This is a genomic window from Pseudomonas sp. REST10 (genome assembly GCF_029542605.1).
Lineage (GTDB): Bacteria > Pseudomonadota > Gammaproteobacteria > Pseudomonadales > Pseudomonadaceae > Aquipseudomonas > Aquipseudomonas khazarica.
Map to the genome: position 1 here is coordinate 4,518,739 of NZ_CP035677.1, position 14,198 is coordinate 4,532,936.

Annotated in this window: 16 protein-coding genes; 1 reads left to right on the forward strand and 15 read right to left on the reverse strand. The window is 61.6% G+C overall.

From position 1 onward, the window contains the following. Positions 1–261: 261 nt before the first annotated feature. Together EWH21_RS21325 and EWH21_RS21330 are read right to left on the reverse strand one after the other, a co-directional pair. On the reverse strand, positions 262–753 hold the full coding sequence (locus EWH21_RS21325) for a single-stranded DNA-binding protein (protein ID WP_037055750.1): 492 nt from the start codon (positions 751–753) through the stop codon (positions 262–264). Positions 754–762: 9 nt separating this feature from the next. Further along, the gene (locus tag EWH21_RS21330) at positions 763–2,157 is read right to left on the reverse strand and encodes an MFS transporter (protein WP_277699276.1); all 1,395 of its coding nucleotides are present in this window, start codon (positions 2,155–2,157) and stop codon (positions 763–765) included. A 134-nt stretch (positions 2,158–2,291) separates the two neighbouring features. Here EWH21_RS21330 and uvrA point away from each other — a divergent pair, with 134 nt between their 5' ends. After that, positions 2,292–5,153, forward strand: coding sequence for an excinuclease ABC subunit UvrA (gene uvrA, locus EWH21_RS21335; RefSeq protein WP_277699277.1), 2,862 nt, complete (start codon positions 2,292–2,294; stop codon positions 5,151–5,153). Positions 5,154–5,232: 79 nt separating this feature from the next. On the opposite strand, the gene bfr is transcribed toward uvrA, so the two are convergent. The 13 genes from bfr to rplR form a co-directional block, all read right to left on the reverse strand. After that, positions 5,233–5,697 (reverse strand): bacterioferritin, encoded by a 465-nt coding sequence (gene bfr, locus EWH21_RS21340; RefSeq protein ID WP_047587342.1) that lies wholly within the window; start codon positions 5,695–5,697, stop codon positions 5,233–5,235. 135 nt (positions 5,698–5,832) lie between these two features. Beyond that, on the reverse strand, positions 5,833–7,983 hold the full coding sequence (gene katG, locus EWH21_RS21345) for a catalase/peroxidase HPI (RefSeq protein ID WP_277699278.1): 2,151 nt from the start codon (positions 7,981–7,983) through the stop codon (positions 5,833–5,835). A 259-nt stretch (positions 7,984–8,242) separates the two neighbouring features. Then, the gene (gene rplQ / locus EWH21_RS21350; RefSeq protein WP_037055738.1) at positions 8,243–8,629 is read right to left on the reverse strand and encodes a 50S ribosomal protein L17; all 387 of its coding nucleotides are present in this window, start codon (positions 8,627–8,629) and stop codon (positions 8,243–8,245) included. Positions 8,630–8,673: 44 nt separating this feature from the next. Continuing rightward, on the reverse strand, positions 8,674–9,675 hold the full coding sequence (gene rpoA, locus EWH21_RS21355) for a DNA-directed RNA polymerase subunit alpha (protein WP_037055733.1): 1,002 nt from the start codon (positions 9,673–9,675) through the stop codon (positions 8,674–8,676). Positions 9,676–9,697: 22 nt separating this feature from the next. After that, positions 9,698–10,318, reverse strand: coding sequence for a 30S ribosomal protein S4 (gene rpsD / locus EWH21_RS21360; RefSeq protein WP_003243935.1), 621 nt, complete (start codon positions 10,316–10,318; stop codon positions 9,698–9,700). Positions 10,319–10,335: 17 nt separating this feature from the next. Then, on the reverse strand, positions 10,336–10,725 hold the full coding sequence (rpsK, locus tag EWH21_RS21365) for a 30S ribosomal protein S11 (protein ID WP_003243933.1): 390 nt from the start codon (positions 10,723–10,725) through the stop codon (positions 10,336–10,338). A 30-nt stretch (positions 10,726–10,755) separates the two neighbouring features. Continuing rightward, the gene (gene rpsM / locus EWH21_RS21370) at positions 10,756–11,112 is read right to left on the reverse strand and encodes a 30S ribosomal protein S13 (protein ID WP_003463275.1); all 357 of its coding nucleotides are present in this window, start codon (positions 11,110–11,112) and stop codon (positions 10,756–10,758) included. A 133-nt stretch (positions 11,113–11,245) separates the two neighbouring features. After that, positions 11,246–11,362, reverse strand: a complete 117-nt coding sequence (gene rpmJ, locus EWH21_RS21375) for a 50S ribosomal protein L36 (RefSeq protein WP_002555468.1) — start codon at positions 11,360–11,362, stop codon at positions 11,246–11,248. Between the two features lie 28 nt (positions 11,363–11,390). Next, positions 11,391–12,719 (reverse strand): preprotein translocase subunit SecY, encoded by a 1,329-nt coding sequence (gene secY / locus EWH21_RS21380; protein ID WP_037055730.1) that lies wholly within the window; start codon positions 12,717–12,719, stop codon positions 11,391–11,393. Further along, on the reverse strand, positions 12,720–13,154 hold the full coding sequence (gene rplO, locus EWH21_RS21385) for a 50S ribosomal protein L15 (RefSeq protein ID WP_037055727.1): 435 nt from the start codon (positions 13,152–13,154) through the stop codon (positions 12,720–12,722). Positions 13,155–13,156: 2 nt separating this feature from the next. Then, positions 13,157–13,336, reverse strand: coding sequence for a 50S ribosomal protein L30 (gene rpmD, locus EWH21_RS21390; RefSeq protein ID WP_003243922.1), 180 nt, complete (start codon positions 13,334–13,336; stop codon positions 13,157–13,159). A gap of 2 nt (positions 13,337–13,338) precedes the next feature. After that, entirely contained in the window at positions 13,339–13,839 is a 501-nt protein-coding gene (rpsE, locus tag EWH21_RS21395; RefSeq protein ID WP_037055724.1) for a 30S ribosomal protein S5, read from the reverse strand. A gap of 3 nt (positions 13,840–13,842) precedes the next feature. Continuing rightward, positions 13,843–14,193: a 50S ribosomal protein L18 gene (rplR, locus tag EWH21_RS21400; protein ID WP_017675612.1), complete on the reverse strand. Its 351-nt coding sequence runs from the start codon at positions 14,191–14,193 to the stop codon at positions 13,843–13,845. Positions 14,194–14,198: the final 5 nt, after the last annotated feature.

The window sequence follows — 14,198 nt, forward strand, 5'->3', positions numbered from 1 at the left end:
CCGCGCTCGGTCACTTGCTTGACCGCTTCGATTTTGAATTCTTCGGGGTAACGCTGGTTGCTCATGGCACCTCCTGATGGGCCTCATTATGAGGCTTGGAGGTGTCTAAGAAATCAGGGGCGATTCAATTTGTTTACACCTTCGAAAGGTAAACGCTTAACAAATGTAGCCCTTCCTCCGCAAAAATCTGTAAACAATAAAAAAGCGAAGCCAAATCAATGGCTTCGCTTCAGTTGTTGTCGCTTCTTAGATAGCTGTTTTTCAGAACGGGATATCGTCGTCGAAGCTGTCGTAGTCAGGCGCCGGCTGGGCCTGCTGCGGAGCCGGACGCTCCTGACGCGGGGCCTGCTGCGGCTCACGCTGAGGCGCCGGACGCGACTGGCGCGGTGCGCCGCTGTCGTCACCACTCGGACGACCGCCGAGCAGCTGCATGGTGCCCTGCATGTCGACGATGATTTCGGTGGTGTAACGCTTGATACCGTCCTTTTCCCACTCGCGGGTCTGCAGCTTGCCCTCGATGTACACCTGCGAACCCTTGCGCAGGTATTCGCCGGCGATCTCGGCGACCTTGCCGAACAGGGCAACGCGGTGCCACTCGGTCTTCTCGACCTTCTGACCGGTCTGCTTGTCGGTCCACTGCTCGCTGGTGGCCAGGCTCAGGTTGGTGACCGCATTGCCGCTGGGCAGGTAGCGTGTTTCCGGGTCCTGGCCGCAGGTGCCGACCAGAATGACTTTGTTAACCCCACGGGCCATAACGTTCTCCTAGACTCGGCACGCCACTGGTGCCGATGCGATCAGGCGCTCCAGAGACGTGCGATCCACTTGTTGGGTATCGACTTTGATATAGATGGCCGCTTCATCGGCCACCACCACGGCGTCCGCCACTCCCGGCGTCGCCTTGAGGCGTTCGACCAGTTCGACATCGGCCAGTGCCGCGGCATCGAGCGGCAGGCGCAAACTGGTCACGTACGGCGGTTCGCGCATAGTAACAGCAATGGCCAGCCAAATCGCACAGAGCACTGCACAGCCGATGAACACCCCGCCCAGGCCGACATGCTGGTACAGCCAGCCACCGAGAATGCCGCCCAGCGCCGCGCCGAGGAACTGGCTGGTGGAATAGACCCCCATCGCCGTCCCCTTGCCACCGGCCGGCGCCACCTTGCTGACCAGCGACGGCAGCGACGCCTCGAGCAGGTTGAACGCGGTGAAGAACACTACGATGCCCAGCACCAGCGCACGCAGGCTGTGGCCGAACAGGGCGAAATAGAGCTCGCAGGCCAGCAGGACGCTGACGGCGCCGAGCAGCACGCGCTTCATCTGGCGTTTCTTCTCGCCATAGATGATGAACGGCACCATGCCGAAGAAGCCGATCAGCAACGCGGTCAGGTAGACCCACCAGTGCTCCTCCTTGACCAGCCCGCCCTCTTCCACCAGCGCCAGCGGCAACGCGACGAAACTGGCCATGAGAACCGCATGCAGCGCCAGGATGGCGAAGTCCAGGCGCAGCAGGTCGCCATGCTTCAGGGTCGGCCATAGCGCCTGGGCGGCCACGCCGGACTCGCGATGCTGCAGCGGCCCGGCATCCCTGGGCACCACGCCGGCGACGATCAGGATGCCCAGCAGCGCCATGCCCGCCGTCGCCAAGAACAGGCCGGACAGACCGAACGCGCGGGTCAGCAGCGGGCCGACCACCATGGCCACGGCGAACGACAGGCCGATACTCATGCCGATCATGGCCATGGCCTTGGTGCGGTGCTGCTCGCGGGTCAGGTCGGACAGCAGCGCCATCACCGCCGCCGAAATGGCGCCCGCGCCCTGCAGCACGCGCCCGGCGATCACGCCCCAGATGGAGTCGGCGTTGGTCGCCACCAGGCTGCCGGCGACGAAGATCAGCAGGCCCACATAGATCACCGGACGCCGCCCGATGCGGTCGCTGATGATGCCGAACGGAATCTGCAGCACGGCCTGGGTCAGACCGTAGGCGCCAACCGCCAGCCCGATGAGTGCCGGTGTACTGCCGGCCAGATCCATGCCGTAGGTGGCCAGCACCGGCAACACCATGAACATGCCCAGCATACGAAACGCGAAGACCATCGCCAGGCCACCGGCCGCGCGGGTCTCGCTACTGCTCATGCGCTCGCTGTGCGGATCGTGCATCGAATCAATCCCGAGGAAATCAGCCGGCGATTCTAGCAGCCGCCGCCGTTTCGGCACAGGCACACACTTTGCCGCAGGCTAGGCGCAAGCCCTATACTCGACCGTTTTCCGCCCGCCCAGCGAGGCCGTTGTAAGTGGACAAAATCCTGATCCGTGGGGCCCGCACCCACAATCTGAAGAATATCGACCTGACCCTGCCGCGCGACAAGCTGATCGTGATCACCGGCCTGTCCGGCTCCGGCAAGTCCTCCCTGGCGTTCGACACGCTCTACGCCGAGGGCCAGCGCCGCTACGTCGAGTCGCTGTCGGCCTATGCCCGGCAGTTCCTGTCGATGATGGAGAAGCCTGACGTCGACACCATCGAGGGGTTGTCCCCGGCGATTTCCATCGAGCAGAAATCCACCTCGCACAACCCGCGCTCGACCGTCGGCACCATCACCGAGATCTACGACTACCTGCGCCTGCTCTACGCCCGCGTCGGCACCCCGCGCTGCCCGGACCATGACGTGCCGCTGGAGGCGCAGACCGTCAGCCAGATGGTCGATCAGGTGCTGGCCCTGCCGGAAGGGCGCAAGCTGATGCTGCTGGCCCCGGTGATCCGCGAACGCAAGGGCGAGCACCTCTCGGTGTTCGAGGAGCTGCGCGCGCAGGGTTTCGTCCGCGCCCGGATCAACGGCAAGCTGCATGAGCTGGACGAGTTGCCCAAGCTGGACAAGCAGAAGAAGCACTCCATCGACGTGGTGGTCGACCGCTTCAAGGTGCGCGAAGACCTGCAGCAGCGCCTGGCGGAGTCCTTCGAGACCGCCCTCGGCCTGGCCGACGGCATCGCCCTGGTGGCGCCCCTCCCAGCCGAAGGCGACAAAGAGCAGGGCGAGGAAGGCGACGAGATCATCTTCTCCGCACGCTTCGCTTGCCCGCACTGCGGCCACTCGATCAGCGAGCTGGAACCCAAGCTGTTCTCCTTCAACAACCCCGCTGGCGCCTGCCCCACCTGCGACGGCCTGGGGGTGAAGCAGTTCTTCGACACCAAGCGCCTGGTCAACGGCGAACTGACCCTCGCCGAAGGCGCCATTCGCGGCTGGGACCGCCGCAACGTCTACTACTTCCAGATGCTCGGCTCGCTCTCGAGCCACTACGGCTTCAGCCTGGAAGAACCGTTCGATGAGCTGGCGGCCGAGCACCAGAAGGTGATCCTGTTCGGCAGCGGCACGCAGAGCGTCGACTTCAAGTACCTCAACGACCGTGGCGACATCGTCAAGCGCTCGCACCCCTTCGAGGGCATCATCCCCAACCTCGAACGCCGCTACCGCGAAACCGAGTCGGCCAGCGTGCGCGAAGAGCTGGCCAAGTTCCTCAGCACCCAGCCCTGCCCGGATTGTCGCGGCACCCGCCTGCGCCGCGAGGCACGCCACGTCTGGGTCGGCGAGAAGACCCTGCCGGCGGTCACCGGCCTGCCGGTGGGCGATGCCTGCGACTACTTCGGCGAGCTGCACCTGAGTGGACGACGCGGCGAGATCGCCGAGAAGATCCTCAAGGAGATTCGCGAGCGCCTGCAGTTCCTGGTCAATGTCGGCCTCGACTACCTGACGCTCGACCGCAGCGCCGACACCCTCTCCGGCGGCGAGGCACAGCGCATCCGCCTGGCCAGCCAGATCGGCGCCGGCCTGGTCGGCGTCATGTACATCCTCGACGAGCCGTCCATCGGCCTACACCAGCGCGACAACGAGCGCCTGCTGGCCACCCTCACCCACCTGCGCAACCTGGGCAACACGGTGATCGTGGTCGAACACGACGAGGACGCCATTCGCCTGGCCGACTACGTGGTGGACATCGGCCCGGGCGCCGGCGTGCACGGTGGGCGGATCGTCTCCCAGGGCACACCGGACCAGGTGATGGCCGACCCCGAGTCGCTGACCGGCAGCTACCTGTCCGGGCGCAAGAAGATCCAGTACCCGGCGACCCGCACCCCGCGCGACAAGAAGAAGTTGCTGAAACTCAAGGGGGCGCGCGGCAACAACCTGCGCAAGGTCGACCTGGAGATTCCGGTCGGCCTGCTCACCTGCGTCACCGGTGTCTCCGGCTCGGGCAAGTCGACGCTGATCAACAACACCCTGTTCCCGATCACCGCCACCGCACTGAACGGCGCCACCAGCCTGGAAGCCGCGCCGCACGACTCGTTCGACGGCCTGCAGCACCTGGACAAGGTGGTGGACATCGACCAGAGCCCGATCGGCCGTACGCCACGCTCCAACCCGGCGACCTATACCGGCCTGTTCACGCCGATCCGCGAACTCTTCGCCGGCGTACCGGAGTCGCGCTCGCGCGGCTACGGGCCGGGGCGCTTCTCCTTCAACGTCAAGGGCGGGCGCTGCGAAGCCTGCCAGGGCGACGGCGTGATCAAGGTGGAGATGCACTTCCTGCCGGATATCTACGTGCCGTGCGACGTGTGCAAGGGCAAGCGCTACAACCGCGAAACCCTGGAAGTGAAGTACAAGGGCAAGAGCATCACCGAAGTGCTCGACATGACCATCGAGGACGCCCGCGCCTTCTTCGACGCCGTGCCGGCAATCGCCCGCAAGCTGCAGACCCTGATGGACGTCGGCCTCTCGTACATCAAGCTGGGCCAGAGCGCGACCACGTTGTCCGGCGGCGAGGCACAGCGGGTCAAGCTGAGCCGCGAGCTGTCCAAGCGCGACACGGGCAAGACCCTGTACATCCTCGACGAGCCGACCACCGGCTTGCACTTCGCCGATATCCAGCAACTGCTGGATGTGCTGCATCGCCTGCGCGACCACGGCAACACCGTGGTGGTCATCGAACACAACCTGGACGTGATCAAGACCGCCGACTGGCTGGTCGATCTCGGTCCGGAGGGTGGCTCCAAGGGCGGCATGATCATCGCGACCGGCACGCCCGAAGAGGTGGCGGCGAACCCGGCATCGCATACCGGGCACTTCCTCAAGCCATTGCTGGAAAGAGACAGCGACAAGCGATAGGCCGCAAGCGGCAAATCAGAGCGGCAAAAAAAGCCAGAGCATTAGCTCTGGCTTTTTCTTGTGGCTTGCAGCTTGCCGCTCACATCTGGCTTTGCAGGTACTTCTCGAGCCCCAGCTTGTCGATCAGCTGCAGCTGGATTTCCAGCCAGTAGGCATGATCTTCCTCGGTGTCCTTGAGCTGCGCCAGCAGGATATCGCGGCTCGGGTAATCCTGATGCTGCTCGCACAGCTCGATGCCCTTGCTGAGGGCCGCACGCACTTCGTACTCCAGGGCCAGGTCCAGCTTCAGCGCCTCGGGCACCGTCTGCCCGTAGGTGAAGGGGTTCGGCGCCATGTCCGGCACGCCCTCCAGGAAGATGATGCGCTTGAGCAGGGCATCAGCGTGCTGGGTTTCCTCTTCCATCTCGTGATTGATGCGCTCGTAGAGCTTGCTGAAGCCCCAGTCCTCATACAGCCGCGAATGGATGAAGTACTGGTCGCGGGCGGCCAGCTCACCCTTGAGCAGGTGCTTGAGGTAGTCGATGACTTCGGTGTGGCCTTTCATGCCGGGCAATCCTTGTAGCGTTCGTTGGCAGAGTGCAATGCTCCGCCTCACACCTGATTCGGTCAAGCAAAAGCACAACGCCTCCACGGGGGAGGCGTTGCGGTCTACTGACGCACGGCTGTGCGTCCTTCAGGCTCAGGCCAGGTCGAAACGATCCAGGTTCATCACCTTGGTCCAGGCGGCGATGAAGTCCTTGACCAGCTTCTCCTTGCCGTCGCCACTGGCATAGACCTCGGCGTAGGCACGCAGTACCGAGTTGGAGCCGAACACCAGGTCGTTACGGGTGGCGGTGTACTTCACCTGGCCATCCTTGCGAGCCCGCCCTTCGAACACCTCGCTGCTGCTGTCGGTGGCCTTCCACTCGGTGCCCATGTCCAGCAGGTTGACGAAGAAGTCGTTGGACAGCACGCCGACCTTGTCGGTGAACACGCCATGCTGGCTGCCGTCATGGTTGGCACCCAATACACGCAGACCACCCACCAGCGCCGTCAGCTCGGGCGCTGTCAGGGTCAGCATCTGCGCCTTGTCGACCAGCATCGCTTCGGTCGGCACACCCAGATTGCCCTTGCTGTAGTTGCGGAAGCCATCGGCTGCCGGCTCCAGCACATCGAACGACTCGACATCGGTCTGGTCCTGACGTGCATCGACACGGCCAGCGGCGAACGGCACCTCAGCCGTGACGCCAGCAGCCTTGGCAGCCAGCTCCACGCCCACGTTACCGGCGAGCACGATCACATCCGCCAGCGACGCCTTGCCGGAGGCCTGCTGGATCGCCACCAGTTTCGGCAACACCTTGATCGCACGCTGGTTGACCGCCCAGTCCTTCTGCGGCGCCAAGGCCAGGCGCGCACCATTGGCGCCACCGCGCTTGTCACCACCACGGAAGGTCGAGGCCGAAGCCCAGGCCACGGACACCAGGTCACCGACCGACAGGCCGGAGGCCGCGATCTTCGCCTTCAGGTCGGCGATATCGGCAGCGCTCGGGTTGTGCGTGGCGGCTGGCAGCGGGTCTTGCCAGATCAGGTCTTCCTTCGGCACTTCCGGGCCGAGGTAGCGCGCTTTCGGCCCCATGTCGCGGTGCGTCAGCTTGTACCAGGCACGGGCGAAGGCATCGGCGAACGCCTGCGGATCTTCGTAGAAGTGCTTGGAGATCTTGCCGAACTCAGGGTCGAAACGCAGGCTGAGGTCAGTGGTCAGCATGGTCGGCTTGTGGAATTTACCGGGCACGTGCGCATCGGGGATGATCTCCGGTGCATCCTTGGCCACCCACTGCTTGGCACCAGCCGGCGATTTGGTCAGTTCCCATTCGAACTTGAACAGGTTCTCGAAGAAGTTGTTGCTCCACAGCGCCGGGGTCTTCGTCCAGGTAACCTCGAGGCCACTGGACACGGTGTCCTTGCCATGGCCGCTGCCGAAGTCGCTGGTCCAGCCAAGGCCCTGGGCCTCGATGGGCGCGCCTTCCGGCTCCGGTCCCTTGTGCGATTCAGGGGCTGCACCGTGGCACTTGCCGAAGGTGTGACCACCCGCGATCAGCGCGACGATCTCTTCGTCATCCATGGCCATGCGATTGAAGGTGGCGCGGATGTCCTTGGCGGCCTCCAGGTAGTCACCGCTGGCGTTCGGCCCTTCCGGGTTCACGTAGATCAGGCCCATGTGGGTAGCACCGAACGGTGCGGCCAGCTCACGCTCGTCGTTGACGCGCTTGGGATCGACCCCCAGCCAGGCGATCTCGGCGCCCCAGTTGACGTCCTGATCCGGTTCCCAGACGTCCTCGCGACCACCGGCAAAGCCGAAGGTACGGAAGCCCATGGACTCGAGCGCCACGTTACCGGCGAGGATGTAGAGGTCGGCCCAGGAAATAGCCTGGCCATACTTCTGCTTGATCGGCCACAGCAGGCGGCGCGACTTGTCGATGTTGACGTTGTCCGGCCAGGAGTTGAGCGGAGCGAAGCGTTGCTGGCCACGACCACCGCCGCCACGGCCATCGGTGGTGCGATAGGTACCGGCCGAGTGCCAGGCCATACGGATGAACTGCGGACCATAGTGACCGAAGTCCGCCGGCCACCAGTCCTGGCTGTCGGTCATCAGCCTGACCAGGTCGGCCTTCAGTGCCTTGTAATCGAGCTTCTTGAACGCTTCGGCGTAATTGAACGTCTCGCCGAGCGGGTTGGATCGGTCGGAATGCTGGTTCAGCAAGTCCACACGAAGCTGATTCGGCCACCAATCACGATTGGTCGTGCCGCCACCTGCAACGTGGTTGAACGGACATTTACCTTGGTTCGACATGCTTCTCTCCTTCTCCTCATCGGGTCGATTGCAGCCTGTGCAATCAACAATGGGACAAGCCTAGACCCGCTTTGTCAGGCGAACCAATTCATGAAGTGTAACGAGCCGATAGCTATTTTCTTTCGCCTGCGGCGGCCGTGAATGCCGAGCGACTGGCAGCGCCACCCGCCGTGGGGCCGCAGAACATCGGGAGGACGAGCAGAAATGACGGGCAACAAAAAACCGGGCACTAGGCCCGGTTTCTCGTACAGCAAACGACTTACTCGGCAGCTTCTACCGAGCCGGCGACCGGACGGTCAACCAGTTCGACGTAAGCCATCGGGGCGTTGTCGCCAGCGCGGAAACCGCACTTGAGGATGCGCAGGTAGCCGCCGTTACGGGTGGCGTAGCGCTTGCCCAGATCGTTGAACAGTTTGCCAACGATGGCTTTCGAACGGGTACGGTCGAAGGCCAGACGACGGTTGGCAACGCTGTCTTCCTTGGCCAGGGTGATCAGCGGCTCGGCAACGCGACGCAGTTCCTTGGCTTTCGGCAGGGTAGTTTTGATCAGCTCGTGCTCAAACAGCGATACCGCCATGTTCTGGAACATGGCCTTGCGGTGAGCGCTGGTGCGGCTGAGGTGACGGCCACTTTTACGATGACGCATGGTTCAATTCCTTACCAAACTGTTTCGTTCGGTGATGATGACGATCAGGCAGTGGCCTTATCGTCTTTCTTCAGACTTGCCGGCGGCCAGTTGTCGAGGCGCATACCGAGGGACAGACCGCGAGAAGCCAGAACATCCTTGATTTCGGTCAGGGATTTCTTGCCCAGGTTCGGGGTTTTGAGCAGCTCTACTTCGGTACGCTGAATCAGGTCGCCGATGTAGTAGATGTTCTCTGCCTTGAGGCAGTTGGCCGAACGTACGGTCAGTTCCAGGTCATCGACAGGACGCAGCAGGATCGGATCGATCTCGTCTTCCTGCTCGACCACAACCGGCTCACTGTCACCCTTGAGGTCGACGAACGCGGCCAGCTGCTGCTGCAGGATGGTCGCGGCACGACGGATGGCCTCTTCAGGATCCAGGGTACCGTTGGTTTCCAGGTCGATAACCAGTTTGTCCAGGTTGGTGCGCTGCTCGACACGAGCGTTTTCCACCACGTAGGCAACACGACGTACCGGGCTGAACGAAGCATCCAGCTGCAAGCGACCAATGCTGCGGCTCTCATCTTCGTCGCTCTGGCGAGCGTCGGCTGGCTCATAGCCGCGACCACGAGCTACGGTGAGCTTCATGTTCAGCGAGCCATTGGAGGCCAGGTTGGCGATTACGTGGTCGCCGTTGACGATTTCGACATCGTGATCCAGCTGAATATCGGCAGCGGTAACGACGCCCGGGCCCTTCTTGGACAGAGTCAGGGTCACTTCGTCACGGCCGTGCAGCTTGATAGCCAGACCTTTCAGGTTGAGCAGGATCTCGATGACGTCTTCCTGCACACCTTCGATCGCGGAGTACTCGTGGAGTACGCCGTCGATCTCGGCCTCGACTACTGCACAGCCAGGCATGGAGGACAACAGGATGCGACGCAGCGCGTTGCCCAGGGTATGGCCGAAACCACGCTCGAGAGGCTCGAGGGTGATCTTGGCGCGGGTCGGACTGACCTCCTGCACATCGATGTGACGGGGGGTCAGGAACTCATTTACCGAAATCTGCATGGATGCACCTATTTTCTAGCCCTTACTTGGAGTAGAGCTCGACAATCAGGCTCTCGTTGATGTCAGCGGAGAGATCGCCACGAGCCGGTACGTTCTTGAACACACCAGACTTCTTCTCGGCGTCTACTTCTACCCACTCAACGCGGCCGCGCTGGGCGCAGAGCTCAAGAGCCTGAGCGATGCGCAGCTGGTTCTTCGATTTCTCGCGAACAGCAACTACGTCGCCAGCTTTAACCTGGTAGGACGGTACGTTTACGGTCTGACCGTTGACGCTGATTGCTTTGTGCGAAACCAGCTGACGGGATTCGGCACGGGTAGCGCCAAAGCCCATACGGTAAACCACGTTATCCAGACGGCACTCCAGCAGTTGCAGCAGGTTTTCGCCGGTGGCGCCCTTCTGGCTGGCAGCTTGCTTGTAGTAACCGCTGAACTGACGCTCCAGAACGCCGTAGATACGACGGACTTTCTGCTTCTCACGCAGCTGGGTACCGTAGTCGGATTGACGACCGCGGCGCTGACCGTGAATACCGGGAGCTGCTTCGATGTTGCACTTAGATTCAAGCGCGCGAACACCGCTCTTCAGGAAGAGATCGGTGCCTTCACGGCGAGACAGTTTGCACTTGGGACCAATGTAACGAGCCATTTCTCACTGTCTCCTGTTTACACGCGACGCTTCTTCGGCGGACGGCACCCGTTGTGCGGGATAGGCGTCACGTCGGTGATGCTGGCGATTTTGTAGCCGCAGGCGTTCAGAGCACGCACAGCGGATTCGCGACCTGGGCCTGGACCCTTGACGTTCACGTCGAGGTTCTTCAGACCGTACTCCAGTGCAGCCTGACCAGCGCGCTCGGCGGCGATCTGGGCGGCGAACGGAGTGGACTTACGCGAGCCGCGGAAGCCCGAACCACCGGAGGTAGCCCAGGACAGGGCGTTGCCCTGACGGTCGGTGATGGTCACGATAGTGTTGTTGAAAGACGCGTGGATGTGGGCGATGCCATCAACCACTGTCTTTTTGACTTTTTTACGAGTACGAGCAGCAGGTTTTGCCATGACTAAATTCCTGTCGATTCGCGAATGCGATTACTTGCGGATCGGCTTACGCGGGCCCTTACGGGTGCGAGCGTTGGTCTTGGTACGCTGACCGCGAACCGGCAGACCTTTACGATGACGCAGGCCGCGGTAGCAACCCAGATCCATCAAGCGCTTGATCTTCATATTCACTTCACGACGCAGGTCGCCTTCGGTATTCACCTTGGCTACTTCGCCACGCAGCTGTTCGATCTGCTCGTCAGTCAGATCCTTGATTTTCGCAGCCGGATTTACGCCGGTAGCGGCACAGATTTTCTGTGCAGTGGTGCGACCAACACCGAAGATGTAGGTCAGCGAGATAACAGTATGCTTGTTATCCGGAATGTTAACGCCTGCAATACGGGCCATTCAGTGGAACTCCAATTGACAGCTACCTACGCCCCGGAAGCCAAGAAATAGGGCGCGAGATATTAACGCTGTAAAAACAAATAATCAACCCGGCAGCGCACTAGCTGCCGGGCTTATCACGCGTGGTTCACACTCAGCCTTGGCGCTGCTTGTGACGCGGCTCTGCGCTGCAGATCACCCGCACGACACCTTCGCGACGGATAATTTTGCAGTTACGGCACAGCTTTTTCACCGATGCACGAACTTTCATTACCAACTCCTCGAACCTTACGGGTGGATCAGCGGAGCATGCCGCTGCCATAACCCTTCAGGTTGGCTTTCTTCATCAGGGAATCGTACTGGTGAGACACGAGGTGAGATTGCACTTGGGACATGAAGTCCATGACAACCACGACCACGATCAGCAACGAGGTCCCGCCAAGGTAGAACGGAACGTTGGCCGCCACCACCAGGAACTGGGGCAACAGGCACACGGCCGTCATGTACAGAGCACCGAACATGGTCAAGCGGGTCAGTACGCCATCGATATAGCGTGCCGACTGCTCGCCCGGACGGATGCCCGGAATAAAGGCACCGGACTTCTTCAGGTTTTCCGCTACGTCTTTCGGGTTGAACATCAGCGCTGTATAGAAGAAGCAGAAGAAAATGATCCCTGCACTAAACAGCAGAATGTTCAACGGCTGACCAGGAGCGATAGCCTGCGAAATGTCCTGCAGCCAGCCCAGACCTTCGGACTGACCGAACCAAGACCCCAGCGAGGCCGGGAACAGCAGAAGGCTGCTGGCGAAAATGGCCGGGATCACGCCCGCCATGTTCACCTTCAACGGCAAGTGGCTGGTCTGCGCAGCGAAGACCTTGCGGCCCTGCTGACGCTTGGCGTAGTGCACCGCAATGCGACGCTGACCACGCTCGATGAACACCACGAAACCGATGATCGCTACTGCCAGCAGGCCGATGGCAATCAGGGCGAAGATGTTGATATCGCCTTGACGGGCAGACTCGAAAGACTGCCCGATTGCCGCCGGCAGACCGGCCACGATGCCAGCAAAAATCAGCATCGAGATACCGTTGCCGACACCACGCTCGGTGATCTGCTCGCCCAGCCACATCATGAACATCGCGCCCGCCACAAAAGTGGTGACCGCCACGAAGTGGAAGCCGAAATCGACCGAGAACGCTACGCCCTGACTGGCCAGACCAACGGACATGCCGATGGCCTGGACGAATGCCAGGGCGAGAGTGCCGTAGCGGGTGTACTGGCTGATCTTGCGACGGCCAGCTTCACCTTCCTTCTTCAACTGCTCCAGCTGCGGGCTGACGGCGGTCATCAGCTGCATGATGATCGATGCCGAGATGTACGGCATGATCCCCAGTGCAAAGATGCTCATCCGCTCCAGCGCGCCGCCGGAAAACATGTTGAACAAGCTAAGAATGGTCCCCTCATTCTGCCGGAACAGATCCGCCAGTCGGTCTGGATTGATGCCAGGAACCGGGATGTGCGCACCTATCCGGTAGACGATGATCGCCAGGAACAGGAAGCGCAGTCGAGCCCAGAGTTCGGACAACCCGCCACCTGCCAGCGCTGAGAGAGCACCTTGCTTAGCCATTTAGTCCTCGAACTTACCGCCAGCTGCTTCGATAGCCGCACGCGCACCCTTGGTGGCGGCGATACCTTTCAGGGTGACCGCACGGGTAACCTCACCGGACAGCATGACTTTGACGCGCTGTACGTGTTGGCCTACCAGGTTGGCATCCTTCAGAGCCTGCAGAGTAACGACATCGCCTTCAACCTTGTTCAGCTCGGAGGTACGCAGTTCAGCGCGATCCATAGCCTTCAGGGAAACGAAGCCGAACTTCGGCAGACGGCGGTGCAGCGGCTGCTGACCACCCTCGAAGCCCGGAGCGATGGAGCCACCGGAGCGGGAGGTCTGACCTTTGTGACCACGGCCACCAGTCTTGCCCAGACCGCTACCGATACCACGGCCCGGACGGTGCTTTTCGCGACGGGCACCCGGCGCGGAACGCAGATCGTTCAGTTGCATGATTAACCCTCCACCTTCAGCAGGTAGTAAGCCTTGTTGATCATGCCGCGGTTTTCCGGAGTATCCAGAACCTCTACGGTGTGACCGATGCGGCGCAGGCCCAGGCCCTTGACGCAAGCTTTGTGATTGGCCAGACGGCCATTGGTGCTCTTGATCAGAGTCACTTTGACGGTGTTAGCCATGGTTAGAGAATCTCCTCGACGCTCTTGCCACGCTTGGCCGCAACGGATTCCGGAGACTGCATGGTCTTCAGACCTTCGAAAGTGGCATGAACCACGTTCACCGGGTTGGTCGAGCCGTAGCACTTGGCCAGAACGTTCTGCACACCAGCCACTTCCAGCACGGCACGCATGGCGCCGCCGGCAATGATACCGGTACCTTCGGAAGCCGGCTGCATGAACACCTTGGAGGCGCCGTGAGCGGACTTGATCGGGTACTGCAGAGTGGTGCCGTTCAGATCCACCTGGATCATGTTGCGACGCGCAGCTTCCATCGCCTTCTGGATGGCAGCCGGTACTTCACGGGACTTGCCACGGCCGAAACCGACGCGACCCTTGCCATCACCCACTACGGTCAGTGCGGTGAAGGTGAAGATACGGCCACCTTTGACGGTCTTGGCAACGCGGTTAACCTGAACCAGCTTCTCGATGTAGCCTTCGTCGCGCTTTTGGTCGTTATTTGCCATAACTTAGAACTCCAGCCCGCCTTCACGAGCAGCATCAGCCAGCGCCTTGACGCGGCCGTGGTACTTGAAGCCAGAACGGTCGAATGCCACTTGAGTCACACCAGCGGCTTTCGCACGCTCAGCAACCAGCGCACCAACTTTCTTGGCTGCGTCGACGTTGCCGGTGGCGCCATCACGCAGAGCTTTGTCCAAGGTAGAGGCGCTGGCCAGAACCTTGCTGCCGTCGGCCGAGATGACCTGGGCATAGATGTGCTGCGAAGAGCGATACACGCACAGACGCACGGCTTCGAGCTCGTGCATTTTCAGGCGTGCTTTGCGAGCGCGACGCAGACGAGTAACTTTTTTGTCGGTCATTTCTC

Coding starts and splice junctions, on each gene's coding strand:
- EWH21_RS21325 (WP_037055750.1), bottom strand. CDS start 753: ATGGCCCGTGGGGTTAACAAAGTCATTCTGGTCGGCACCTGCGGCCAG.
- EWH21_RS21330 (WP_277699276.1), bottom strand. CDS start 2,157: ATGCACGATCCGCACAGCGAGCGCATGAGCAGTAGCGAGACCCGCGCG.
- bfr (WP_047587342.1), bottom strand. CDS start 5,697: ATGAAAGGCCACACCGAAGTCATCGACTACCTCAAGCACCTGCTCAAG.
- katG (WP_277699278.1), bottom strand. CDS start 7,983: ATGTCGAACCAAGGTAAATGTCCGTTCAACCACGTTGCAGGTGGCGGC.
- rplQ (WP_037055738.1), bottom strand. CDS start 8,629: ATGCGTCATCGTAAAAGTGGCCGTCACCTCAGCCGCACCAGCGCTCAC.
- rpoA (WP_037055733.1), bottom strand. CDS start 9,675: ATGCAGATTTCGGTAAATGAGTTCCTGACCCCCCGTCACATCGATGTG.
- rpsD (WP_003243935.1), bottom strand. CDS start 10,318: ATGGCTCGTTACATTGGTCCCAAGTGCAAACTGTCTCGCCGTGAAGGC.
- rpsK (WP_003243933.1), bottom strand. CDS start 10,725: ATGGCAAAACCTGCTGCTCGTACTCGTAAAAAAGTCAAAAAGACAGTG.
- rpsM (WP_003463275.1), bottom strand. CDS start 11,112: ATGGCCCGTATTGCAGGCGTTAACATTCCGGATAACAAGCATACTGTT.
- rpmJ (WP_002555468.1), bottom strand. CDS start 11,362: ATGAAAGTTCGTGCATCGGTGAAAAAGCTGTGCCGTAACTGCAAAATT.
- secY (WP_037055730.1), bottom strand. CDS start 12,719: ATGGCTAAGCAAGGTGCTCTCTCAGCGCTGGCAGGTGGCGGGTTGTCC.
- rplO (WP_037055727.1), bottom strand. CDS start 13,154: ATGCAACTGAACGATCTGCGTTCCGCGCCGGGTGCCCGTCGCGAAAAG.
- rpmD (WP_003243922.1), bottom strand. CDS start 13,336: ATGGCTAACACCGTCAAAGTGACTCTGATCAAGAGCACCAATGGCCGT.
- rpsE (WP_037055724.1), bottom strand. CDS start 13,839: ATGGCAAATAACGACCAAAAGCGCGACGAAGGCTACATCGAGAAGCTG.
- rplR (WP_017675612.1), bottom strand. CDS start 14,193: ATGACCGACAAAAAAGTTACTCGTCTGCGTCGCGCTCGCAAAGCACGC.